The sequence below is a fragment of the Terasakiella pusilla DSM 6293 genome (genome assembly GCF_000688235.1).
Lineage (GTDB): Bacteria > Pseudomonadota > Alphaproteobacteria > Rhodospirillales > Terasakiellaceae > Terasakiella > Terasakiella pusilla.
In genome coordinates this window covers 1-25,664 of sequence record NZ_JHYO01000002.1, presented here as the reverse complement: position 1 = coordinate 25,664, position 25,664 = coordinate 1, and the positions used below count along the sequence as shown (strand labels likewise).

The window sequence follows — 25,664 nt, the reverse complement described above, 5'->3', positions numbered from 1 at the left end:
CGGACAATACAGGCAAAACAATCTATGTCAACCCGCTTTATGCGTTTTTATGACAATCTGTTAAATTCCCAGCTATTGTGCGATGGTTGCGATGGTCGTAAACCCCTTGAAACGTCGATAGATGTCCGGATCAAGGATAATATTGCGGGCAACCACCATATCGATTCCTTTCTCCTGACGATCCGGCGGACAGGTCAGGCGCAGTTTTTTACGTCCCGTCCGGTCCTCAATAGCAACGCTACGCCAGTTTTTCATCAACGCACGTCCGTCATCTTCCCACAGGGCGGCACCAAAGCGCCCCTGCCCCTCGACACCGCTTGTACAGACCGAAGGGCGCACACCAAGCCCGTGGAAGGCATATCCGCTAGGTGCGATCAAACGCGACCAGGTAACTGTGATTTCACCGTTATTGGGCAGACGCTGGACAGACTGCACAGTCCCTTTGCCATAAGACGAACTACCAACCACAACCGCGCGCTTACGATCCTGTAAGGAAGCCGCGACGATTTCCGATGCTGAGGCGCTTTTGCCATCCATTAAGATCACGATGGGACGGCCTTGGGCCACATCCACAGGATCTGCCTCATATACTTCCAAACTATCGGGGTGTCGTCCCTTGGTGGAGATAATTCGCCCGCCTGCCAAAAACAAATCGGCGACCTGCACCGCTTTTCGCAATAAACCACCGGGATTGCCGCGCAAATCCAGTATAACACCTTTAAAGCGGTTGCCATGCATCAAGGCAATATCCTGCACCTGTTGGGACAGACGACGGGCCGTGCGTTCATTAAAGCTGGTGATACGCACATCCAACACCCCGTCCTCAAACGTCGTCCACATCGTTTGCGGGATCACCAACTCGCGCCAGACAAACAGTTTTTGCGACACGCCGGTTGAAATGCGTTCAATTTCCAACACCAGTTCGGTCTGGATTTTACCGCGCAACATCGTGTCTACGTCGTGCAAACTTTTGCCGACCACGGCTTGTCCATCGACGCTGATCAACATATCGCCTTTGCGCACACCCGCTTCATAGGCCGGGCTTTCCCGATCCACCTGCTTGATAAAGAAGCGCTGATCTATCTTGTCTAACGTCAGATTGACCCCGCCATGACCTTCGCGATTATCGCGATGTTCTTCAGCTTCACGCTTGCCTGCATATCTGGAAAAAATATCCAGATTAGCCAGCGCCGCATCAAAGACCGCCTCATAGATCCGTTCGGCATTTGTCTGTGCAAGGTCGGAAGAATGGGACCAGAGTACACTTAACGTATCATAGACCACATCCGACCAGCTTTCGCTGTCGTGGGCCATCGGCTCCACCAATGTGCTGACCCGTTGGTCGCCATACCAGATTTCCACCGTGCCGTTGACTTCCTGTATTCCGATTGCAGGATCAATGGTGGCGAGCCCACGCAAGCCTTCCAACCCCAAGGAGCGCACATCAACCGGCGTCAAGGCGCGTTCGGAGATACTGTAAAAACCAGAGGCCAAAACAGATGAAATCTCGTCGCGGGGCAATTTTTCGCCCATATCCACAAACGTCGATTGTCCCGACAGATGGGCGTCGTCCGACGGTGCCGTCCCACAGGCCGACAGCAGCAAAATCGCCATGATTGAAGAGCAAAATGCGTTATTCATCTGTTTCATGTGATGATCATGACAAATAAGTCCGCTTTTGTCACGCAGACTAAACGACAGTCGATCAGGATCGCTGTCGCGGTCTGCTTTTAGGTCCCTTTTTAAAGCCCTTACGGTGGCCTTTCTTTGTCCTGCGCTCACCACTTCCCGATTTTGCAGCCTTCGCCACGTCTTCCGGCTTTAAAACAAGATTAAAGACCATCCCGCCTGTAATCACATCGGCTTCGATCAATTTTGCTTCCACCCGTTCTCCCAGACGGAAGACAAGTCCTGTGCGTTTCCCACGCAACAAATGCAAATCTTCATCATGATCATAAAAATCACCGGGCAGGCTTCGGATCGGGATCAGGCCATCAGCGCCGGTTTCATCCAGCGTGATAAACAGGCCAAAACGTGTCACCCCATTGATGCGTGCGCCAAAGCTGGCCCCGACACGATCCGCCATAAATAGGGTCGTATAGCGATCCATCGCGTCCCGTTCCGCTGCGGCAGCGCGACGTTCCGTTTTCGACAGGTGTTCCCCCATATCGCTAAAGTCTTTGCCGCCATCTTCCAGACCGCCTTCCCCCAGACCATAGCCTTTGATCAAGGCACGATGGACCAGCAGATCGGAATATCGACGGATCGGGGACGTAAAGTGGGCATAACGATGCAGTGCCAGACCAAAATGCCCGATATTTTCGGGGTTATATTCTGCCTGTGCCTGTGAGCGCAACACGATGGTATTGATCATATGGCTTTGATCTGTTTCCGCAGCCTGTGCCAAAATCCGGTTAAAGATTTTCGGGTTCGGCGTTTGACCCTTTGCAATCTTAATATCCAGCGAGCCCAAGAACTGACGCAGGGCTTCCATCTTTTCCAGCCCCGGCGCATCGTGGATACGATACATGCAAGGTTGAGACTTTTGCTCCAACGCTTCGGCTGCGGCAACGTTTGCGGTGATCATAAATTCTTCGATCAGCTTATGGCTATCCAGACGTTGGCGTTTATCAATGGACGCCACCTTGCCTTCGTCATCAAACGCCATTTTGCGTTCCGGTACATCCAGTTCCAGAACATTACGTTCTTCGCGGTATTTCAAAAAGCTTTCGTAAGCGCCATACAGCGGATTGATCACCTGTTCCATCAAAGGTGCGGTGATCTCATCGGTCTGTCCATCGCGGGCGGCCTGTGCTTGCTCATAAGTCAAGCGCGCATGAGATCGCATCAGGCCACGCACAAATTTATGGCGCAACAAATGCCCATCCGCATCAATCCACATATGCGCTGCCAGACAGCCGCGATCTTCATTCGGCACCAAGGAACACCAGCCGTTTGATAACGCCTCCGGTAACATGGGCACCACCCGATCGGGGAAATAGACCGAATTGCCCCGTTCATAAGCGCTGCGGTCCAATTCGTCGTTGGTGCGGACATAATGGGCAACATCTGCGATCGCGACGATGATATGCCAGCCCCCCTCGTTTTTAGGGTCCGTATCCGGTTCTGCAAAGACCGCGTCATCATAGTCACGCGCATCAGCCCCGTCGATGGTCACCAACGGGATTTCGCGCAAATCAACCCTTTTCCCCAGTGGGACAGCCTTGGCATTCTCCGCCTGTTCTACCGCTGCGGCGGGGAATTCGTTCGGGATATCGTGGGCATGAATACACACAAGGGACACGGCCTTGGGCTGGTTGCTATCGCCCAGACGCTCAACAACGCGCGCGGGTTTCAAACCATAAATACGACCAGGCAAAGGTTCACACAGGACCAGTTCGCCGTTTTCCGCATCCATCGTATTTTCTTTGGCGATGACAAATTCGCTTTTGGCACGACGATCCGTCGGGATCAAGCGGCCTTGACTGCCATCCCCCTGATAAATTCCCAAAATACGCGACGGCGCTTCGGAGATTTGGCGAATGACCTGCGCCTCATATTCCTTGGCAGAGACTTTACGCATCCGGCACAACAAGCGATCACGCATGCCATAAGCAGTGCGCCCGCTGGATTGTGAGACATAGATTTTTGGCGGACGGTCATCACCCTGCCACGACACTGGTTTTGCCAACAGTTCGCCATCTTCATCAATACCGCTGACTTCCAGCACAGCCACATCGGGCATGGAACCGGGTGTGGCGAAACGGCGTTGACGCCCCCGTCCGACCTTGCCGTCATTTTCCATCTGCTTGAGGATTTTTTTAAGCTGGATTTTATCCGGTCCGCGCAGGCCAAAAGCACGCGCAATTTCCCGCTTTCCCACCGTTGAGGGGGACTCGTTGATAAATTCGAGAATTTGTTCTTTCGTTGGAAACGGAACCGGTTTTTTGGGGGTATCGTTCAAGCTGGTGTGCCTTTGTGAGAAAATCCTATAATCCTACTGTTGTATAGGCTGGCACTCACAAAGGCTACCCCGAATTTTAATCTTCCACGGCCTGAGACAATTCATCCAGAATGTCCAGAACCTCTTTGGAATATCGATCCAGCAAATTAAGTTCCTCGATTGCGCGTTCAAAATCATGTGCTTCATGCGCTTTCAAAGCAGCGACCCCATGGCTGTGAACCTGCTCATGCGGTTGCACAAGTTTCTGGAAAGCCGGATGGGACAGCAGACGCTCATCCTCCACATGATCATACCAACGGCCCAAGCGGCACGTATGATGATCCGGCATCTCCGACGATTTATGATCACGACGCCCCATAACCGTATTCACCACACGGCGTTTGAAACTCATGTGATCGTTTTTCGCCACATGAACGATGCTGTAGGCATCGCCACCTTTGGCGAATTCATCCACCCGTTTGTCCAGTTCAAGGTTACTGTTATCAATCGCGGTTAACACCTTGTCGATCTCAACATTATTCTGTTTAGCAAGACGCGCAATGTTGGTCGTGCCATCCGCAACCTCATTGGCCGCAGCGGTCTGCTGCGACAGGATACCAGCAATTTCCTCGACTTTGCCTGTTACGTTATTGACCTGCGAATTCATCTGCCCCAAACGGCTATAAAGATCACCGATCACCTTTTGCCCCGTATGGACCGCTTCGTTCCCCGCACTCATGGAGCTGGTGATTTCGTCCATCTCGTTCAACAAGGTGTTGATACGGGCATTGATATCTTCGGTCGCACGGGAAGTCTGGTTGGCAAGATTTTTCACCTCGCTTGCCACCACGGCAAACCCTTTACCCGCCTCGCCTGCGCGCGCAGCTTCAATGGTGGCGTTCAGGGCCAGCAGGTTGGTCTGTTCCGCAATCGCTTCAATTTGGCTGACGATATCGCCAATTTGTTCGGATGATTTTGCCAACATCGACGTCTTCTCAACCGCCTGATTAACCGCATCGAAAATATCCGTCATGGCTTTGGTCGCATTTTCAGCTTCCAACATCCCTTGTCCCGACGCTTCTTCCGCACTGCGGGCATCAACGGCGATGGCTTCCCCGTTCTGGGCAATCTCGTTGACGGAGGCCACGAGTTCTTCCACAGCCGAAGCCATGGTTTCACTGGCTTGGTTAACATTGGCGATATCGTTGCGCATCGCTGCCATCACCACGATGGCTTCATTGCTCTGGATCGCGGCTTCCACCACCCCATGCAGCTGGTTTTTGGATTGGGCTTTCACTTCCCCTTCCCACGTTTCCAGACGCGCGACATGGGCTTCGCGTTGTTTTTCAAATTCATCCATCTTCATGGCACGTTCCCGCAGATCCCGCACCGCTTGGGCCATGGTGCCGACTTCATCGCTACGTTCCCGCGCAGGAATGTCCACGTCAAACTGTTTGTTTGCCAATAGATTCAAAGCTTTGGTCATACGGATAATCGGATTTGAAATGGATTTCGACAAAAAGATCGACAGCAAAACGGACAATGCAAGCGCACCTGCGCCAAAAATCAGTGCATTGTTACGCGCCCCGTTCAGCATCGTAAAATAGCCGGTGGTGTCCATCGCCACTTCCAGCACCCCGATGGGTTTGTTGGAGAAATCGCGCACCACATCGTACAAGACCGCATAATGCCCGCCCGCGTGATCGATCTGTGTGATCACCCGTTCCCCGCCAAGGACCGACGCAAGATCAACATCCGCTGCCATTGCGCTGTCCCCAATGGTGGAAGCAAACGTCTTAAAGCCTTTCTCCCCTTCGATATGGAGGGCGAGATCAATGCCGTAATTTTCTTTATACCGTTCAAAGAAAGCCGGACCAAAAGACATGCCAAACTCAACCGACCCCAGATGTGTCTGCCCTTTAAAGACCGGGACCACGCCGCGCACCCCTAAACCTGCAACGCCTTTTTCAATACCAACAATGGTTTTCTTCGTCGCATTGGTTTCGATCACCGTTTTGCGAAACCCTGACAGGTCATCGCCAAACTTTTCCGGCTTATGGATACGGGCAAACGATGTCGCCGGTGGCAAATGATACTGGAATTGGCGCACTGCGTAATTCTGCTTGAGTTCCGCAAACACAGGTAAAAACAGGCCAAACAAAGCCTCGCGGTCCTGATTGGCGAACGCTTCTGCCGCTTGCGGGATATGTGCCGACATTTGGGCTAACGATTCTGCACGATAGGCCTCAGCCTCAATCGCACTCAAGATCGATAGATAGTGATTGCCAAGCTCGCGGTTTTCCGACTCTTCGATCATTCCTTCAAAGGATCGCGTCATAGAAAACACGATAATCAAAATTGACGCCAACGCCACAAAGACCACACCAAAACCGATCTTATAGGCCAGCCTGATATTGTGAAAGAAACTCATTCCACCCTCCATTTATATTAGGAGGAACTGTATCAGAAAAAACTAAAATTGTGATTGCGAAATCTCAAACTTTACATTTTCTTTGTGCGTTTATTCCGTATCAGCTGCTTTTTTCGCAGGCGTCTTCTTCTTTGCCGGTGCTTTCTTTTTCGCGGTTGTCGTCTTTTTTGCTGCTGTGGTTTTCTTGGCTGCCGCTTTTTTGGCGGGTGCTTTCTTCTTTGCGCCAGCGCCTTTTTTGTTCAGCATCTCAATAGCGATTTCCAAAGTCACGTCTTCACGTTCCATATCTTTTGGCAATCGGGCATTGATACGACCGACTTTCACAAACGGACCCCAACGCCCGTTTTGCAGGATGATATCTTTTTTCTCATCCGGGTGCTGGCCCAAGACCACCATCTGTGTCTTTTCCATTTTTTCATGGATCAGATCGATCGCGCGGTTTTCACCGATGGTGTAGGGGCTGTCTTCCTTAATAGACACAAAAATCTTGCCGACACTGACATAGGGGCCAAAGCGACCAATACCCGCCTTGATGATCTCCCCTGTTTCGGGGAAGATACCGACATTACGCGGCAAGGACAGCAGCTTCAATGCCGCTTGCAAATCCATTTCAGCCGCCTTCATGTCGGATGTCAAAGACGCCCGTTTCGGCTTTTTCTTTTTATCTTCCGGATCAAGGTCACCGATCTGCACGTACAGACCATACGGTCCACGACGCAACGTCACCATCTCGCCACTTTCCGGGTCAATGCCCAGTTCTTTCGGGCCAGTTTCCAGATCCGGCAGGTTTTCGTCGCCATCTTCTGCCTTGATCAACGGACGGGTATAGCGGCAATCCGGATAGTTGGAACAGCCGATAAAGGCACCAAACTTACCCAGCTTCAGGCTCAGTTTACCATCGTCACAGGTCGGGCAACTGCGAGGGTCCTTTCCTTCTTCCGTTTCGTGGAAGAAGTGATCGGCCAAATCTTCATTCAGCGCATCCAGCACATCACGAACGCGCAATTCTTTGGTTTCGTCGATTGCACCGCTAAAGGCCTGCCAGAATTCACGCAGGACTTTCTGCCAATCTTCATCCCCATTGGAAATTTCGTCCAACTGGTCTTCAAGGTTGGCGGTGAAATCATATTCCACATAGCGCTTAAAGAAGTTCGCAAGGAAGGCCGTGACCAGACGACCGCGATCTTCCGGCACGAAGCGGCGTTTATCCAAACGCACATAATCACGGTCCTGCAATACAGAAATAATGCTTGCGTAGGTAGATGGGCGACCAATGCCCAATTCTTCCATACGCTTGACCAAGGATGCTTCCGAATAACGCGGTGGCGGTTGTGTAAAGTGTTGATCCGCTGTCACAGGGCCAAGATTCAGGACATCACCCGTTTGCACATCCGGCAACAGCTTATCGGCATTTTCATCATCCGACGCATCGTCCGTGCCTTCCTGATACAGCGTCAGGAAGCCGTCAAACGTGACAACGGAACCACTGGCACGTAACCATGTCTGCTTATCTTCACTTTGGATCACAACGCCAACTTGATCCAGCTCGGCACTTGCCATTTGACAGGCGACAGTCCGTTTCCAGATCAGGGTGTAGAGTTTCAGCTGGTCCGCATCCAGATACTTCGCCATATCTTCCGGACGGCGCGAAATACCTGTGGGTCGGATGGCCTCGTGGGCTTCCTGTGCGTTTTTGGCTTTTGTCTTATAGGTGCGCGGGCTTTCCGGCACGTAACGCTCGCCATACTGCTGACCAATCAGGTCGCGCGCAGCAAAGATCGCTTCATTAGACAGGTTCACCGCATCGGTACGCATGTATGAGATCAAACCGACAGTTTCCCCGCCCAGATTAATCCCTTCATAAAGCTTCTGGGCGACCTGCATGGTGCGTTTGGCGCCAAAGCCCAACTTACGCGAGGCTTCCTGCTGCAGTGTCGACGTCGTAAAGGGCGGCGCGGGATGACGCTTGGTCTTTTTGCGTTCCACATCTGCGACCGTAAAGCGCCCCGCTTCGACTTGCGCAACCGCATCGTTGGCTAGTGCTTCATTCCCAATATCATGCTTGGCGAGCTTTTCGCCTTTCAAATGGGTCAGATTGGCCGCAACGACTTTGCGCTTGGGTGTCGTAAAGTTTGCAGCAACCGACCAATATTCAATCGGTTTAAACGCTTCGATCTCGGCTTCACGCTCACAGATCAGGCGCAGAGCCACAGACTGCACACGCCCTGCCGAACGCGAGCCCGGCAATTTACGCCACAAGACCGGAGACAGGTTAAAGCCCACCAGATAATCCAGCGCCCGACGCGCCAGATAGGCTTCGACCAATTCCTGATTAATTTCGCGCGGGCTGGCAACCGCATCCAAGACCGCTTGCTTGGTAATTTCGTGGAAGACCACGCGCTTGACATCCACACCTTTAAGAAGTTTGCGTTTTTCCAAAACTTCTTGCACGTGCCACGAAATGGCTTCCCCTTCACGATCCGGGTCAGTCGCGAGATACAGTTTATCCGCGCCCTTCATGGCGTCCGTGATTTCTTTAAACTGCTTCTTTGAACGCGCGTCCATCTCCCAATCCATGGAGAAATTATCATCCGGGCGCACCGATCCGTCTTTTGCCGGCAGGTCACGAATATGACCATAGGAGGCCAGAACCTTATAGTCCTTCCCCAAATATTTATTGATCGTTTTGGCTTTTGCGGGCGATTCGACGACAACAACGTGCATCAGTAAAACTTCTTAAAATCTGTTTTCAATATCACGAATTGCACATAACCTGTTCAAATTATTAAAGAAACCGCATTCCCAGGAGAGCGCTCCAGCTTCCCTGCAAGCTCCAGTTCAAGTAGAACAGTCTGTACAATCGAAGCAGAGATTTGGCATTGACGAATGATTTCGTCAACCGAAACTGGTGTTGGAGACAAACTTTTTAAAATTATTCCCCGCGCATCACGCAACTGGTCCTCACACGGCGGCATTGAATAACCCCTTTTATCATAAGGGGTTTTCCGTTCTTCCAAGGTCATATTTCGGGTAGAATTGAGCTGAGATAAAATATCCTCGGCATTTTCAATTAAGGTTGCCCCTTCACGAATCAGGCCATTTGTCCCTTTCGATCGCGCATCAAGTGGTGATCCCGGCACAGCAAAAACTTCGCGCCCCTGCTCCAGCGCAAGCCGGGCTGTGATCAAAGAGCCGGAACGGGGAGAGGCTTCAACCACCACAATCGCACGCGCCATCCCCGAGATAATCCGGTTTCTACGCGGAAAATGCCGCGCCTGAGGCTGAGTGCCGACACGGGGTTCCGCCACCACACACCCTCGTGCGATCATCTCATTATATAAAGACTCATTTTCTTTGGGATAAATCACATCCACGCCACCGCCTTGCACCCCGACAGTGCCGCTCGCAAGTGAAGCCGCATGGGCTGCCCCATCGACACCGCGTGCCAGACCGGACACCACCAACAAACCGCCTTCGCCCAAATCCCGCGCCAACTGACCTGCAAATTTGCAGCCATTGATCGATGCATTGCGCGCCCCGACAATGGCGATGCTTTTTTTACGTAAGAGATGGGAATGGCCACGCACGCTCAACACGGGCGGTGCATCTTCGGTTTGCGCAAGCAAGGGGGGATAGGCCGCTTCGTCGCGCAGGATCATCTGCGCCCCCAAACCGTCAAGCGCTTCTAACTCCCGCTCGGCCTCATTTTTCGGGCAAATGCGGATTTTTTTGCTCCGCCCGCCTTTTTTTGCAAGCTCGGGCAAAGCTTCCAACGCTTTTTGCGCTGTGCCAAACTGATCCAACAGTCGATAAAACGTAATCGGCCCGACATTTTCACTGCGGATCAAACGCAGCCACGCCAAACGTTCTTTTAAGGGAAGTGTCACTTCTGTCATACCTGTCGCCTCATCTATATATGAAGCCGCTATGAAAGCTTTTGGGCTGTTTTTTCTATTCGTCGGAATAGAATATATACTGGCCTTTCCCCTTGGCCTTTGCCGCATACATGGCAATATCCGCCATCTTCATCAAATCTTGCGAGGTGATCCCGTCGGCGGGCGAACGTGCAATACCGATACTCACCCCCACGCGGGCCTCTTGACCTTCAACAATGAACGGCTTCGTCAACGCGGCAATGATCTTTTCAGCAACAACAATCGCGCCTTCTTTGCCTTGGGTGCGTTCTAATACAATGCCAAATTCATCCCCGCCAAAGCGCGCAAGGATATCACTTTCACGCACACAACCTTTTAGGCGCTGACAGGCTTCAATCAACAAAGCATCCCCCGCTTGGTGCCCATAGGTATCATTCACCTGCTTGAAGTCATCCAGATCAAGCATAAGAAAAACCACCCGTTTTTTATGACGTTTGGACACACGGATCGCCTGATCCAGTTCATGCATGAGGGCAGCGCGGTTGTTTAACCCGGTGAGACTGTCTGTCATGGCGCGGCGTTGCAGCTCGCGTTCCATTTTTTTACGATCCGTAATATCAAGGATAGCACCGACCACCCCTGTAATCTCTTCATTTATGGCATGAAAACAGGCCTTATGAAACATCACGTCATGCAGACTGCCATCTGCATACTTTACCTGCGCTTCATAAATTTGCTTGCCGCCTGCCTCGATCAAGGCCAAATCCGCTTTTTGGTAAATCTCGGCCAATTCACAATCAAAAAGTTCGAAAACATTTTTGCCGACAAGTTGGTGTTTTGTCAGGCCAATAAATTCCTCAAAGGCTTGATTGCAGCCCAGATAACACCCGTTATCATCTTTATAAAAAATCGGCGTCGGCACGGCATTTATAACCGCTTGAAGAAGGCTAGCTTCCTCGATGCCCTGGACTGTTTCTGATATCTTGGCGTTTGAGACCACTGTAGCCTCCCGGTTCATTATTTTTGGCCTATCTTGGATTCTTCACCCTTTAACAGACGTGAGATGTTTTCATGGTGGCGTACAATACCCAAAACTGCAAGTAGAACTGCCAAAACAGTCTTATTTTCATCACCAAAATAGAATATAAGCACCGGCGATGCAATAAATGCGATTATAGCCGCCAAAGAAGAATACCTAAAGGCAACAGCAACCAGCAACCACACCCCTGCCGTTGCCAAGCCGGCCTGCCAAGACATCGCCAACAAGACCCCCAGAGTCGTTGCTACCCCTTTACCGCCCTGAAAGCGCAGCCACATGGGGAAATTATGCCCGATCACCACCATCAAGCCTGCGACAATCGCTGCATCCGGTGCAAACCAGTACCCTGCCAGCAAAACCGCCACAGCCCCTTTGCCACCGTCCAGCAACAAAGTGGCCAAGGCCAGACCTTTACGGCCCGTGCGCAACACATTGGTCGCGCCAATGTTACCCGACCCGATGGAACGCAGGTCCCCGGCCTGAAAGAGTTTTGTCAGAAGCAACCCGAAGGGGATCGATCCCAGCAAATAGCCCATCAAAGCTGCCATTTGCCATTCATGTGTAACGATTACGGGTAAAGTTCCCAAGGGATTGCTCCTTACAAATTATTTTTATAGTTCAAAGACAGTACGCCCATCGACAACGGTGCGCAAGCAGCGCCCCTGTGCCAAACGTCCATCAAATGGAGAGTTTTTAGATTTTGAGGACAATTGGTCCGCATCAATTTTCCAGCCACGGACCGGATCAAAAAGACACAAATCCGCAGCCGCGCCCTTTTCCAGTTTCCCCGCAGGCAACCCGATCAGGTCTGCCGGATTACAGGTAATGGTCTTTAAACAGTCCAGCAGGCTCATGTGCCCATTATGATAAAGTTCCAGCGTAATCGCCAACAGGGTTTCCAGACCAACCCCGCCAAAGGCAGCTTGCGCAAACGGCAGTCGTTTTGAATCTTCATCTTCCGGCGCGTGGTCGGATGCGACAACATCAATTACCCCGTCCTTGATCCCTTCGATGATCGCCTGCCGGTCTTCTTCACTGCGCAACGGCGGCGACAGCTTGGCAAAGGTCCGATATTCCCCAACCGCCAGTTCATTCAAAGAAAAATAAGGCGGGGCCGTATCACAGGTGACTTTCACCCCACGTTCTTTTGCGCGACGGATAATATCAATACTTTCTGCTGTTGAGATATGACCAAAATGCAAACGTCCGCCGGTATCTTCTGCCAGACGTACGTCACGTGCAACCATGATGGTTTCCGCCACAGCCGGAATGCCGGGCAAGCCCATGCGGATCGCCAGATCACCGGAGTTCATGGCCCCGCCATCGGCAAGGCTCGGTTCTTCCGGATGTTGGACGATCAACAGATCAAAATTGCGCGCGTAGGTCAGGGCTTTGCGCATTACTTTGGCCGAGGCAACCGCCCGTGTCCCATCCGTAAAAGCCACCGCACCGGACTCTGCCAACATGCCCATTTCCGCCATGTCGCGGCCTTCCAGTCCACGGGTGACAGCACCGTAAGGGTAAACTTTGCTCAGCCCCAAGAGACGGGCGCGCCGAGCCACAAACTCAACCACACTCATATCGTCAATCACAGGGTTGGTGTTCGGCAGGCATACCATAGACGTCACGCCACCAGACGTGGCGGACTCCCCTGCTGTTTTCAGGGTACTTTTATGTTCATCACCCGGTTCACGCAGTTGCACGCGGATATCGACCAGACCGGGACACAAACAAGCCCCGTCGCAATCCACAATCGTTGCGTCCCCATACGCACCAGACGGGCTGGCAAATTCCACACCAAAGTCAGCAATTTTCTCGCCATCGGTCAGCACGCCGCCAATCACATCCAGACCGGTTGCCGGATCAAGCAGACGGGCGTTGGCATAGACAACACGCCCTTGCGGTTTCAAACTCATAGCCCGTTCTCCTTGCGCCAGTCTTCCAGATTTGCCGTCACCACTTCAAGGCAGGCCATGCGCGCAGCAACGCCCATCTCGACCTGTTCCTGAATGGCAGACCGTTCAAAATCATCCGCAACATCCGAGTCAATTTCCACGCCGCGGTTCATCGGCCCCGGATGCATGATCAGCGCATCGGATTTAGCGTGGGACAATTTGTCGTAATCCAGCCCGTAGAAATGGAAATATTCTCGCTGGGACGGCACATAGGCGCCTTCCATTCGTTCTTTCTGCAAACGCAGCATCATGACCACATCCACATCTTTTAGCCCTTCGCGCATATCATGATACACTTCGGCGCCTAAAACCGACATGCTGGACGGCAATAACGTATTTGGCGCAACCAAGCGCACTTGCGCCCCCATGGCACTCAGCAAATGAATGTTGGATCGGGCCACGCGGGAATGCAGGACGTCCCCACAAATCGCGACAACCAGTCCTGTGATACTGCCTTTACGGCGACGAATGGTCAGTGCGTCCAACAGTGCCTGCGTCGGATGTTCGTGGGTTCCATCGCCTGCGTTCAGGACCGCACAGTTTACTTTTTGAGACAAGAGTTCCACCGCGCCGGAATCCCCGTGGCGCACGACCAGCACATCAGGGTGCATGGCATTTAGGGTCACAGCCGTATCGATCAGCGTTTCCCCCTTTTTGATGGAAGAAGTCGCCACACTCATATTAATAACATCGGCGCCAAGGCGTTTTGCCGCGCGCTCAAACGATGTCCTCGTTCGTGTGGAATTCTCAAAGAAGAGATTAATGACAGTGCGCCCCTTTAGCAAAGGCTCAACAGCAGTCCGTTGACGGTTTAGCGCGGCGTATCTTTCCGCCCGGTCCAAAATGTCGGTGATTTCAAAGGGATATAGTCCTTCGATCCCAAGCAGGTGCCGGTGCGTAAAGCGTAATTCTCTATCTTTGGTGCTCATAAGCGCGGACTATAAGCATATGCTGCGCCCCCAAGCAAGCCCCTGTTGGAAGATAAGCTTTTCTGCGCCTTTCAAAGCAAGTTCAAGAGCAACAAAATCAGCGGCAGCGTCACCATTGCCCCTAGAGTCGTCATGGTGATGATACCGGACATGACTTCGGCGTTGCCCCCCATCTTGCGCGCAAGGATGTAAGATGAAGTTGCCGTTGGCAATCCACAGAAAAACACCGCCATATCCCGCGTCAGACCTTCCACACCGACACCATAACAAACAGCGAGGCAGATCAGCGGTAAGCCCACAAGCTTGACCATATTGGTCATTACCACCACTTGCCCCGCCTGTTTAATCGCGCGCAAATGAAGGCCAGCGCCCACACACAACAAACCAACAGGTAAGGAAGCGCGCGCCAAAATCTCGATCAACGGCTTGAGGATGGGCGGCAAGGTCAGATCCAGCCCATTGAGTAACAGTCCCAAAAGACAGGCCAAAATCAACGGATTCTTAAAGACGGCCTTTGACAGTTTAACGAGTTCCGGTGGCCCGTCTTTACGGTGAGGGCTGTCCCCATACGTTTCCATAACAATCACGCACAAGACATTCACCAACGGCACGGCAAAGGAGATCGCAATGGCAATCAAAGTCAGACCCGGCTCCCCCCAGAGGGACGAAATCGCCGCAATCCCCACATAGGTATTAAAACGCACCGAGCCTTGAAAAACAGATGTAAAGCTTGGCCCATCGACCCCCAGTGCGGACTTGGCTTTAACCACTAGGGCACAGACAAGCAACATGGACGATACAATCGCAAAGGCCATGGGGCCGACTTCCAGCTCCCCGATATCGGCATTCGCCGTTGTTTGCAACAACAGGGCCGGAAAGAAGATGTAATAGGTCAGTGCTTCCGCAGGTTCCCAAAAAGTCGGGGCGATCAGTTCTTTGCGTTTAACAGCGAATCCAATAATAATCAGGAGAAAAATCGGTCCCAATGCATAAAGTATACTGATCATGTCCACATACCCTCAGGTTAACAAGGTCCGTTAGATTAGCGCCTTTATCCCGTAAAGTCAGGCCGTAAAATCAGATATTTAGCGTTTACGCACGACCGTCAGCCCATCACCGATGGTCAGCATGGACATATCCACACGGTCATCTGCTACGATATGTTCATTGATACGACGAATAGCTTCGGTCTGATGAGTGGTGTCGGCGTCGTCGATCACCCGTCCGTACCATAAAACATTGTCCACACAGATCAACCCGCCGGGTTTGACCAGTTCCAGACATTTTTCATAATAATTCATGTAGCTGGCTTTATCGGCATCAATGAAGGCAAAATCAAAGCTTTCCGGCCCGTTTTCCTGCAAGACGACCTCGATCCCTTCATTGGCATCGCAATAACGCAGATCCACTTTATGATCCACGCCCGCCTCTTTCCAGAAAGGTTGTCCCACAGGCGGGAAACGCTCATCACGTTCCAGCGCAACAATATAGCCATCCTCCGGCAAGGCTTGGGCCAAAGCCAGTGTGGAATATCCGGCATAGACCCCGATTTCGACGATCCGTTTTGCCCCGCTCAGACGCACCAGCAGGTCTAGAAAGCAAGCTTCTTCCGGCATGATCGCCAACTGGGCATTCACCAGTGTCGCTTTTGACTTTTCGCGCAAGGCCCGTAAATGCTCGCTTTCGCGCATACCAACCGTGCGGATATAGGCATCAAGCCCGTCATTTAATCTGATTGCGTGGTCAGCCATTTTGATGTTCCAATGCCTCCAATACACCTTGCAGAATGAAAGCGGCTGCCGCCCGATCCACAACCTCGGCCCGGCGTTTGCGGGTCATATCAGCTTCACCGATCAGCATGCGTTCAACCGCCACAGTGGACAAACGTTCATCCCATAACAGGATGGGCAGGTCAATTTCACGCAATAGATTAGAAGCAAAAGCCTTGGTCGCCTGCGCGCGCTTGCCTTGCGTGCCGTCCATTTCCACCGGCAGGCCAAGAACAATGCCACCGACTTCTTCTTTCTCAATCAACGCCTTGATCTTGACGACATCCTTGGAAAATTTACCCTTCGCCAAGGTTTCTACCGGACTGGCAACCATGCGCATCACATCTGAGATCGCAAGCCCGATGGTTTTCGTGCCCAGATCAATCCCCAGTAAGCGATCATGCTGCTTAATCATCTTTGCAAAGTCTGCCAGTTCAAGAACAGCCATATCATCCTCAATAAAAATTTTCCTGCTTATGACGCAAACCCAAAGAAATGTCGAGGCTAGATCGCATTGTCAGGCCGTGACCATTAGGCTATGATGCAGAAAATTGTTTTCAATTCGGAGGTTTAGGTGAATTTGCGTTCTCTTTTCACCCTGACGATATGCGGGGCGTTGATGGCACTGCCCGTGCAGGCCAAAGACCTTTTCAAGGATGTTGATCTGGACGGGCTAAAAGGTCCGCATCTGGTCACCAACACCACGATCAACGTCCGCCAAACCCCTGATAATTCAGGCACAAAAGTCGGCCAGCTTGACAAACGCGATCGTGTGGAAGTTCTTGGTCTCGTCAAGGGCACGCAATGGTATGCCGTGCGCAAAGATGGCAAGGATCTAGGCTTTGTTTACGCCCCCTCCCTTACCCCGATGATTGATGCGTCCCTCAGCGCGCCCCTGACGGGCAAAATCAGTCTGAGCGAAAACGACAAACCCGACTGCTCTTACGAAATCAATTTCGCCGGACGGGCAGAAGAAGATGAAATCGTCTTTATCTCCGCGGATTACCTCGTAGAATTTAAGTGCCAACAAGGATTTGATGTCTTCACCTTCAACGCCATGATGTTCATGTCGGAAGTACCGGTTGATCTGGGCAACAAGCCGATCTATCAGATCACCTTAAACCTGCCGGAAATTGCCACCGGATATGAAGAGTTTCTCTCCGCAACCGCTCTCTATAACGTCACCAGAAAAGAAGTCGCCATGGATTCTGTTTCGCTTGAAACACTACAGGCAAAAGACTTCAAAAAGAAAAAACCTGCGAAAAACGTCAAACAGGCCCTCCATAACGCCCTTGAACTCCAACTCAATGCTTTTAGCAAAAAAGCATGGAAAATCATCGCCGGTAAGTTGCCCAATCCGGGGGATAAATCGCCCCAATAAGCGCCATATTTTGGGCATCTTCCCCTTCTATACAGGTTGCACCCTCCATTGGTTAGAAAGTTAAGTCCATGCTTCTTAAATCGCGCCTACTTTGCACAGCCGCCCTCGGCCTTCTGCTTCTGGCACAAACTGCCAACGCTTCCTCACCAGAGGAAGAGACGACCAAGACAAGCTGCATCCAGCGCGCGCAGTGGGTTTCCCCCAAAGATTTAAGCCTCCTTTCCCCGACAGCCCTGCTTAAAAAAGCGGCCGCCCAAAAGGTGGTATTGCTGGGGGAATTCCATCCCGATGAAGTGCATCACAGATGGCAGTTGCAAACCCTGACCCAGCTTTATGCCCATAACTCCAACATGGTCCTTGGCTTTGAGATGTTCCCCCGCTGGACCCAGCCAATTCTGGATCGGTGGGTGCGGGGGGAACTCAGCGAAAAAGAGTTTCTCAAACAAACCAATTGGGACACAAGCTGGAAGTATGACGCGGATATGTACCTGCCGCTGTTCCATTTTGCGCGCACCAACCGTCTGCCCATGATCGCCTTGAACGTCCATCGCGACCTGATCCGTAAAGTTGCCCAAGACGGCTGGGACGTGATTCCTGACTATCAACGCGAAGGCATCGAGACACCACGTGCCGCCCATCCCGACTACATCAAATCTTTAAAAGAAGTTTTCTCCCAACATTCCCATATGGATGAGGAAGAAAAAGAGTCGGAAGATCGCTTTAACAACTTTGTCCAATCCCAACTGACCTGGGACGGCGCCATGGCCCAAATGATCGCCAAAACCCAAAAAGCAGGGGGTAATCCGCTGGTTGTTGGTATCATGGGCAGCGGACATTTGACCAACGGCTACGGCGTCCCTCATCAACTGAAAGGGCTGGGCCTGAACGCAACCGTCCTTTTGCCCTGGACCTTGGGCTGGGATTGCACGGAACTGGTCGATGGCTACGCAGATGCCGTCTTTGGCCTTGAAGAAATGGAACCCAAAGGTCAGGATAAAAAGCCTATACTCGGAGTGCGCATTGAAGCCAGCGCAGACAAAAAAGGCGTCCTGATCGAAGAAATCGTGGAAGATAGCGTCGCCGAAAGAGCCGGCCTGAAAAAGGGTGATCTGATCCTCACGGCCGCTGATCTTGCCACCAATGAGCCGAAAGACCTGATCCGTATTATTCAACAGCAAGCCCACGGCACGTGGCTTCCCCTTGAAATTCAGCGCAATGGACGCCCGCTTACGGTCGTTGCCAAGTTTCCTCAACTCGGACAATAACCCATGAAAGCTCTCGCAACGGCTGCGATCGCCCTTCTGTTTCCCACTTGGGCGATGGCCGATGTGCATATGGACCTGAACGTTAAACTGGATCTCAACAAACGCATCCTGCATGTCAGCGCCACATCCGATAAGCCAACCACCCATCCCCTTAAGGCAGAAAAAGCCACCAGCTTTGCCTATCAAATCGCGCTGCCAGCCCCGCAGGCCTCGCAAAGCTGGCAAGGCGGTGGCTTTACTGATGACAAAAATCTGTACCTGCCAAGCGGCTGGCACCCGCAAACCGATGAACCTGTCACCTTCACCCTGACACTGCAAGCGCCACAACCAATCCTCAGCACCGGCACCATCAGTGACGAAGTTCAGCACGACGGGCAGTATCAGGCCACCTTCACCATGGATCGCCCGACAGATGCCATCCCGATTTTTTCCGGCCCTTATCACATCAAAGAAAAACAGCTGGGCAAGGTACGGCTGCGCACCTATTTTTATGCGGGGATGGATCCCCTCAGTGACGACTACCTTGATCGCACAGCCGACTATATTACGCGGTTTACCGACCAGATTGGCCCCTACCCTTTTGACAATTTTCATATAGTCGCCGCCCCTGTATCTGCCGGATATGGTTTTGCGGGCCTAACCTACATGGGCGCGCGCGTCCTTGCCCTGCCGTTTATCAAAGACAGCTCGCTCGGACATGAAATACTGCATAATTATTGGGGCAATGGCGTTTTCCCCGACTATAAAACCGGCAACTGGGCGGAAGGGCTGACCACCTATATGGCGGATTATATGAGCGCCGAAGCCGCTTCAGAGGACAAAGCGCGCAACATGCGTCTATCGTGGCTGCGAGACTATGCCGCCCTGCCTGTAGACATGGATAAACCTGTCACCACCTTTGTCAGCAAGCACGGACAATCCTCACAAGTTATCGGATACAACAAGGTTGCTTTCATTTTTCATATGTTGCGCCGTGAAATAGGTGATGACCTGTTCTTTGCCTCTCTCCAACAGTTTTGGCAGAACTACGCCTTTAAAACCGCAAGCTGGCGCGACCTTGAAGCCACCTTCGGGCAAACATCAGGGCAGGACCTCGCGGACTTTTTCCAACAATGGGTCTATGGGAAAGGGGCACCTGCCTTCACGGACCTGCGCGCAGAATCCAGCCCGCAGGCAAACGCTCGTTGGTTGCTCACAACACAACTGACGCAAACGAATTCTGCTTTTCGAGTTCCCGTCCCGCTTGAGATCACAACCGAAGGCGAGACATTCACCCTTACGGCGAGCGAAAACAGGACCACGACTCAGCTTCATGTACGCCCTACGCGGGTCAGCCTTGATCCTGATTTTCACCTTTTCAGACAACTGGGCATAAACGAAGCACCTGCGACTTTACGTGATATAATGCTGGCGAAAGATGTTGCTCTTTACCTAACGGACACAGACATGCGCGATGAGGCCATAACCCTTGTCCAGCGCATGATGGAACATGACGTGCGCGAGGTATCAAACCTTGATCCGTCAGCTCCCTTTATCCTGATGGGGTCGTCAGCCCCCCTCTATCCACACTTACGATCCCTGAACCTTGCGCCTGTCAGGATGCCACGCATTGCCACCACCGCCCAAGTCTGGGCAGGTAAAACCCGCGATCAGGTCCCTTATCTGGTCATCACCTATCAGGATGCAGAAAGCCTGCGGGCCTTGCAACGACCGCTCCCCCATTACGGGCGACAGAATATGGTTCTCTTCCAGGGGGCCAAAGCGATCTTTAAATCCATTGGGCAAAGCCGCCCACTCTCGGTCTCAATCAATTGACAGCCTGCCTCTCCTGTGCGCTAATACGCTCATAAGAGGTGGCCTTCTTATCTATTTTATTGGAGCTTTCCATGTTCAAACGTTTTGCAATCACTTCTGCCATGGTGTTGGCGATGTCCACACAATCCTTTGCGGCTGACATCAGTGTCGAAGGGGCTTGGGCGCGCGCGTCTGCGGGTATGGCCCGTGCAGGTGCGGCTTTTATGATCATCAAAAACACCGGGGATGCCGATAAATTGATCGCAGCTAAAGCCGGTGTGTCCAAACGCGTCGAATTGCATACTCACCTGCATCAGGACGGCGTCATGAAAATGCGCCAAGTTGAAAGCGTTGCCGTCAACAAAGGCATGACCATGCTGAAACCGGGCGGCGACCACGTGATGTTTATGGGTCTTGACGCCCCATTTAAGGAAGGCGAAAGCTTCCCTTTAACACTGATCTTTGAAAAGGCCGGCGAAATCAACGTCGATGTTCAGATTAAAAGCGCTGGTGCTATGGGCAACATGCAAAAAGGCATGCAACATAACATGAATAAAATGGGTCACGGCAAAGGCAACATGAAGTCCGAATAACCGGCCCTCAATCCCAATCAAAAAGGCACCTTGATCCAACAGGGTGCCTTTTTTTGTGAATGGCTCACATCTTCTTCACAAACTCCGCCAAGCCCGTCCGTCGAACCCTTTTGATGCGCTCTGCATCCAGAATCGCGCGCACCTGTCGGGTTGCTTTATCCAGATCATCATTGACGACCACATAATCCGCATCCGCCCAATGGCTGGCTTCACTTTCAGCTTCCAGCATACGTCGGGCAATCACTTCATCACTATCCTGCCCACGGGCACGTAAGCGGTTTTCAAGGGATTCAATAGTCGGGGGCAAAATGCAAATCCACACCAGATCGTCCGGGGCGTTTTTGCGCAATTGTTCTGCGCCCTGCCAATCGATATCAAAAAACACGTCCTTACCCGACACAAGGGCCGCTTCCACAGCAGATTTAGGCGTCCCGTAATGGCGACCAAAAACTTCCGCCCATTCCAGAAACTCACCGGCATTCACCTTTTGGCGAAATTCCTCAGTTTTCATGAAGAAATAATCTTCCCCATCGGTTTCACCGGGGCGTGGATCACGGGTTGTCGCCGACACAGAAACCACGATAGACGGGTCATCCCCCATAATCTTGCGGGTAATCGTACTTTTGCCACATCCACTAGGTGCGGTCAGCACCAGCAAAAGGCCACGGCGTTTGATCGTTTCGTCTATATTCTTCACTGTTCTGCACCTCATCTGTGAATAGCCCTGAGAGCTAGGTGATCAATACTCATTCACAGACATAAATTCAACCCCGCGTGAAATCAATTTTTTCAATTTATCCTCTCGCGAAAATGAAGGGCATAAAGTTGGATGCACGAGTGATAAAACCTTCAAATGAGCGTTTACAGTGTGCCATGAAAAGCTTAAAAAGACAATGTCTGGGCTGACCCCGGACCTGACGGAAGCGGTTAGTTTTCCGCCCGTTGTCTTTCTTTTTTAACCCCACAGTCATCTTATTTAAATACAACAGTATTTAAATATTGAAGAATGGGCAAATCACAGGTGAACTTGTGTCTTACGGCTCCCAGAACCCCAGGCGCTGGCTGATTCTGCTGGCAGTCATGCTGGCATTCCTACCCGTCGTTCTCGACATGACCATCCTGCATGTCGCGGTCCCCACGTTGACCCAGGCGTTGGGCGCGTCCAACAACCACGTACTGTGGGTCATCGACATATATCCGCTGTTGATGGCAGGTTTGCTGGTGCCCATGGGAACTTTAGCCGATAAGATTGGAAACCGACGCATCTTGCTGACCGGCTTGGTAATCTTTGGGGTTGCCTCAGCCGCGGCTGCCTTTGCGCCGACGGCAGAAATACTGATTGGCACGCGCGTTCTGCTGGCGTTGGGAGGATCAATGATCATGCCGTGCGTGCTGGGCATTATCCGCCGTACTTTCGAGGATGAATCAGAGCGAGGACTCGCGCTGGGGCTATGGGGGACAGTCGGTGCTGCCGGTGCTGCGGTTGGCCCCCTGATAGGAGGTGCGCTACTGGGGCATTTCTGGTGGGGATCGGTTTTCCTGATTAACGTACCGGTGATGCTCATCGTAGCCCCGGCCTGCTGGCTGCTGCTGCCCCGTCAGGAGCAGACCACATCTGGTCCTTGGCCCATTGGTCAGGCCTTTCTGCTGATACTGGGCATGATTGCGGTGGTCTATTCCGCCAAGACCGGTTTTGCAGGCAAACACCCCCTTGCCGTGGTGTTACTAACGTTGACCTTCGGGTTGGCAATGCTGGTGCTGTTTGCACGTAAGCAGTTAAACGCAGCTACGCCCATGTTGGATCTGTCCTTATTTGCACATCCCGCCATTCTCGCAGGCATCATCATGGCGGTGGTCGCAAGCGGCGCATTGGCCGGGGTCGAACTCACTCTTGCCCAAGAACTGCAATACGTCCTGGACAAAACACCGCTTCAGGCCGGCATATTCATGATCCCCATCATGGCAGCGGCGGCAGCGGGCGGTCCGGTTGCGGGTTGGCTCTCTGCCCGGTATGGGCTGCGCCCCGTGGCCAGCCTGTCAATGATCATCGCAGCACTGTCGCTAGGCTGGCTTGCCGTGCAGGATTTCCATACCCCCGGACTGATCGTGCCGGTGTTGCTGGCCCTGCTTGGTTTAGCTCTCAGCATTGGCTTGACCGCATCCTCCATCGCGATCATGGGCGCGGTCGATGCCAGCAAGGGCGGTGCCGCAGGTTCGCTGGAAGCGACAGGCTATGAACTGGGCACGGCCCTCGGGATCACCCTCTTCGGTGTGTTCATGTCCGTAATTTTCGGGCATAACCTCAGTGCACCTGTTGACCTGCCCCTTCACCTCGCAGATCAGGCTGCCGTCTCTATGGGCGATACCTATCTGGTCGCACAACAGCTTTCCGATGAAAAGGCCGCCGCTTTAATCACAGCGGGCAAGGCAGCTTTTTCGACAACACATTCAGTGCTGCTTCTAACGGCAGCCGCCTTGATCGCAGGATTGGCCGTTCTGGTGTTCTTCCTATTGGCAGGCGTACGCAAGGTAGCAAACCCCTAACTGCCTAGAATACAGATTTGCGAACGCAAAAACGGGAACAAAAATCACAAAACAAAGGTCATTTTCTTTGCTGTATAATCAGCGTATGCCAGTTTAACAGCATACGACAAATTATAATCGATCCTTGACATAAGCACTTTCCAATGCTTTAATTTCAGAAATTTCTGAAATTACATAAAGGTCAGACGTATGGAATTGTCACCAACAATGGAACGCTTTGTTCTTCACTGGGGCGAAATGGGGACGCGTTGGGGCGTCAGTCGGTCTGTCGCGCAAGTTCATGGCCTGCTGTATCTCTCCCCCAAACCTCTGACTGCAGATGAAATCGTTTCAACACTCTCTATCGCTCGCTCTAACGTGAGCGCTAGTATCAAAGAACTTCAAAGTTGGAACCTGATTCAAACCCACCACGTTATGGGGGACCGCAGAGATCATTTCTCTGCCATCTCGGATCCTTGGGAAGCTTTCATGCTGATTGTTGAAGGACGTAAACAGCGCGAGATTGATCCGACGCTGACAACTCTACGACAATGTGTTGAAGCGTCGCCCGATGACAAAGGCCTCTCAAAAGAGTCCGCTAAACGAATTGAAGAAACTTTGGAGTTTCTAGAGCTCTTGACGTCTTGGTATGAAGATGTGCGCAGGGTGCCACGCCCTCTACAACTCAAAATCCTCAAACTGGGCGGAAAAGTTGCCAAACTTTTGGGCAAAGCTTAATCAAGCAGGGAGGCTCAAAACGGGTGCCTCCCTTTTTTTTAACATTTAATTTCAGAAATTCCTGAAATTACAGTTATGGAGAAAATAACATGACTGCATTTTTGCCTTTTATCATCCCTGTTTTGTATAGCCTTTTAATTAGCGCTGCGATCAGTGCCGTGATGGCAAAGCCGCTACGTCGATTACTGGGCGATGTGTGCGGTACGGATGAGCGTGCGAATTTTTGGATGCTCTACGTCATTGTGTTGATCTTTGCCGTGCCTCTCACTGCAGTAAGCGGCATTTCCATCTTTAACCCTAATGAGCTTGCCATGCTGAATGTGGTTCAACGCACCTTTTTTGTAATTTTTGCGTCCCTAATCGCCGCGTTAATCTTTATTGGATACACAATACAATCCCACATCTCCCAACAAGATTACCGCACGGAAATGCGAGAACACCTCCAAAATGGAGGAAAATCATGAGTGTATTGATTTTTGGTGCAGATGGTTTCATTGGGCGCAACTTATCCGTTGCCCTTACAAAAGCCGGCATATCTGTTGTCAAAGCAGGACGCCAGAAGCCTCACTTGGATACATCTTATATCACTCTCAACAGTCAGGAAACGGATCAAAGCGTTTGGGACCAAGCCGTCAAAGGCATAGATACAGTGATCAACTGCACAGGTGCCATCAAAAGCCGTTCAGGAAACAGCTTGCACTCCGTTCACCTTGAGGGGGCAACGCGATTATTCAAAGCCTGTCAAAACAGTTCTGTAAAACGGGTTATTCACTTTTCTGCACTCGGTGCCAGCACAGATAAACCGACCGAATACCAGCGCACGAAAGGGCAAGCGGAAGAACAGTTAGCCAAGTTTGCACAAGGTCATTTTGACTTCTGCATTCTAAAACCTTCACTGGTCGTTGGCCCCGGTGGTGGGAGCAGCCCCCTGTTTGGAGCCCTTGCGTCTTTACCTGTTGCTGTTGGCTTTGGGGATAAGCTCGGTAAAGTGCAACCTGTCTTGATCGATGACATATGCGATCTCGTGGTTCGATTGGTTCAAAGGAAAGAACCTCTTCCTAAACATCTGGATGTTGTTGGCCCTAAAGCCATGCAAATTGACGAGATGATGAATATTTTGCGTCAACATTTGCAGGCAAAATCATGGTTAACGCTGAAGATGCCCGCTAAAATTCTGGAGATTTCCAGTTACTTTAGCGGCAGTCTCACCAACGATATTTTAAATCGTGATACGGTCCGCATGATGCACGAGGGAAATACCGCTGACCCGAAAGCCTTCTCTCATCATTTAGGTCACACGCCACATAACTTGAGCGATCTTTCAACCCTCCATCTGAATAGCCCCTAGTTTCCTAGACGCCTTGTTCTCTCACTTTCTGCTGTCGTTCGAAGTCATTCGGTGACAGCATTTTGTTCCTAGCATGTTTGC

General features: G+C 51.8%; 21 protein-coding genes. 8 read left to right on the top strand and 13 right to left on the bottom strand.

The features are described from left to right. Positions 1-72: 72 nt before the first annotated feature. The 12 genes from Q397_RS20515 to ruvX form a co-directional block, all read right to left on the bottom strand. The gene (locus Q397_RS20515) at positions 73-1,650 is read right to left on the bottom strand and encodes a S41 family peptidase (RefSeq protein ID WP_051609596.1); all 1,578 of its coding nucleotides are present in this window, start codon (positions 1,648-1,650) and stop codon (positions 73-75) included. Between the two features lie 55 nt (positions 1,651-1,705). Then, complete coding sequence (rnr, locus tag Q397_RS20510) at positions 1,706-3,964, bottom strand: ribonuclease R (protein ID WP_051609595.1); 2,259 nt, start codon at positions 3,962-3,964, stop codon at positions 1,706-1,708. Between the two features lie 76 nt (positions 3,965-4,040). Beyond that, positions 4,041-6,374, bottom strand: a complete 2,334-nt coding sequence (locus tag Q397_RS20505; RefSeq protein ID WP_028877908.1) for a methyl-accepting chemotaxis protein — start codon at positions 6,372-6,374, stop codon at positions 4,041-4,043. Between the two features lie 90 nt (positions 6,375-6,464). Beyond that, on the bottom strand, positions 6,465-9,098 hold the full coding sequence (gene topA, locus Q397_RS0101460; RefSeq protein ID WP_028877907.1) for a type I DNA topoisomerase: 2,634 nt from the start codon (positions 9,096-9,098) through the stop codon (positions 6,465-6,467). 53 nt (positions 9,099-9,151) lie between these two features. Next, positions 9,152-10,270: a DNA-processing protein DprA gene (gene dprA / locus Q397_RS0101455; protein ID WP_028877906.1), complete on the bottom strand. Its 1,119-nt coding sequence runs from the start codon at positions 10,268-10,270 to the stop codon at positions 9,152-9,154. Between the two features lie 55 nt (positions 10,271-10,325). Then, positions 10,326-11,267 (bottom strand): GGDEF domain-containing protein, encoded by a 942-nt coding sequence (locus Q397_RS0101450; RefSeq protein WP_028877905.1) that lies wholly within the window; start codon positions 11,265-11,267, stop codon positions 10,326-10,328. Next, a complete protein-coding gene (gene plsY, locus Q397_RS0101445; protein ID WP_038012595.1) occupies positions 11,267-11,836 on the bottom strand; it encodes a glycerol-3-phosphate 1-O-acyltransferase PlsY in 570 nt (189 codons plus the stop codon). The genes Q397_RS0101450 and plsY overlap by 1 nt, the downstream gene beginning before the upstream one ends. Before the next feature lie 63 nt (positions 11,837-11,899). Further along, complete coding sequence (pyrC, locus tag Q397_RS0101440) at positions 11,900-13,204, bottom strand: dihydroorotase (protein ID WP_028877903.1); 1,305 nt, start codon at positions 13,202-13,204, stop codon at positions 11,900-11,902. Next, complete coding sequence (locus tag Q397_RS0101435) at positions 13,201-14,172, bottom strand: aspartate carbamoyltransferase catalytic subunit (RefSeq protein WP_028877902.1); 972 nt, start codon at positions 14,170-14,172, stop codon at positions 13,201-13,203. The genes pyrC and Q397_RS0101435 overlap by 4 nt, the downstream gene beginning before the upstream one ends. A gap of 71 nt (positions 14,173-14,243) precedes the next feature. After that, a complete protein-coding gene (locus Q397_RS0101430; RefSeq protein ID WP_028877901.1) occupies positions 14,244-15,179 on the bottom strand; it encodes an AEC family transporter in 936 nt (311 codons plus the stop codon). A 78-nt stretch (positions 15,180-15,257) separates the two neighbouring features. After that, the gene (locus tag Q397_RS0101425) at positions 15,258-15,923 is read right to left on the bottom strand and encodes a class I SAM-dependent methyltransferase (RefSeq protein WP_028877900.1); all 666 of its coding nucleotides are present in this window, start codon (positions 15,921-15,923) and stop codon (positions 15,258-15,260) included. Continuing rightward, positions 15,916-16,389, bottom strand: a complete 474-nt coding sequence (ruvX, locus tag Q397_RS0101420) for a Holliday junction resolvase RuvX (RefSeq protein WP_028877899.1) — start codon at positions 16,387-16,389, stop codon at positions 15,916-15,918. The genes Q397_RS0101425 and ruvX overlap by 8 nt, the downstream gene beginning before the upstream one ends. Before the next feature lie 126 nt (positions 16,390-16,515). Between ruvX and Q397_RS0101415 the strand changes: the two genes are divergently transcribed. The 4 genes from Q397_RS0101415 to Q397_RS0101400 all read left to right on the top strand — a co-directional run bounded on the left by Q397_RS0101415 (position 16,516) and on the right by Q397_RS0101400 (position 20,974). Then, entirely contained in the window at positions 16,516-17,322 is an 807-nt protein-coding gene (locus tag Q397_RS0101415) for an SH3 domain-containing protein (protein WP_156950606.1), read from the top strand. Between the two features lie 68 nt (positions 17,323-17,390). Beyond that, positions 17,391-18,587, top strand: coding sequence for a ChaN family lipoprotein (locus Q397_RS0101410; protein WP_038012592.1), 1,197 nt, complete (start codon positions 17,391-17,393; stop codon positions 18,585-18,587). Positions 18,588-18,590: 3 nt separating this feature from the next. Further along, positions 18,591-20,402 (top strand): M1 family metallopeptidase, encoded by a 1,812-nt coding sequence (locus Q397_RS20500; RefSeq protein ID WP_051609594.1) that lies wholly within the window; start codon positions 18,591-18,593, stop codon positions 20,400-20,402. A gap of 71 nt (positions 20,403-20,473) precedes the next feature. Further along, complete coding sequence (locus tag Q397_RS0101400) at positions 20,474-20,974, top strand: copper chaperone PCu(A)C (protein WP_028877896.1); 501 nt, start codon at positions 20,474-20,476, stop codon at positions 20,972-20,974. A gap of 64 nt (positions 20,975-21,038) precedes the next feature. On the opposite strand, the gene gmk is transcribed toward Q397_RS0101400, so the two are convergent. Then, positions 21,039-21,671, bottom strand: coding sequence for a guanylate kinase (gene gmk, locus Q397_RS0101395; RefSeq protein WP_028877895.1), 633 nt, complete (start codon positions 21,669-21,671; stop codon positions 21,039-21,041). Between the two features lie 302 nt (positions 21,672-21,973). On the opposite strand from gmk, the gene Q397_RS0101390 reads away from it, so the two are divergent. The 4 genes from Q397_RS0101390 to Q397_RS0101375 all read left to right on the top strand — a co-directional run bounded on the left by Q397_RS0101390 (position 21,974) and on the right by Q397_RS0101375 (position 25,583). Then, entirely contained in the window at positions 21,974-23,518 is a 1,545-nt protein-coding gene (locus Q397_RS0101390; RefSeq protein ID WP_205618781.1) for an MFS transporter, read from the top strand. A gap of 189 nt (positions 23,519-23,707) precedes the next feature. After that, the gene (locus Q397_RS0101385) at positions 23,708-24,235 is read left to right on the top strand and encodes a GbsR/MarR family transcriptional regulator (protein ID WP_028877893.1); all 528 of its coding nucleotides are present in this window, start codon (positions 23,708-23,710) and stop codon (positions 24,233-24,235) included. A gap of 89 nt (positions 24,236-24,324) precedes the next feature. Further along, complete coding sequence (locus Q397_RS0101380) at positions 24,325-24,699, top strand: hypothetical protein (RefSeq protein WP_028877892.1); 375 nt, start codon at positions 24,325-24,327, stop codon at positions 24,697-24,699. Continuing rightward, positions 24,696-25,583, top strand: coding sequence for an NAD-dependent epimerase/dehydratase family protein (locus tag Q397_RS0101375; RefSeq protein ID WP_028877891.1), 888 nt, complete (start codon positions 24,696-24,698; stop codon positions 25,581-25,583). Before Q397_RS0101380 ends, Q397_RS0101375 begins: the two co-directional genes overlap by 4 nt. Positions 25,584-25,664 lie beyond the last annotated feature (81 nt).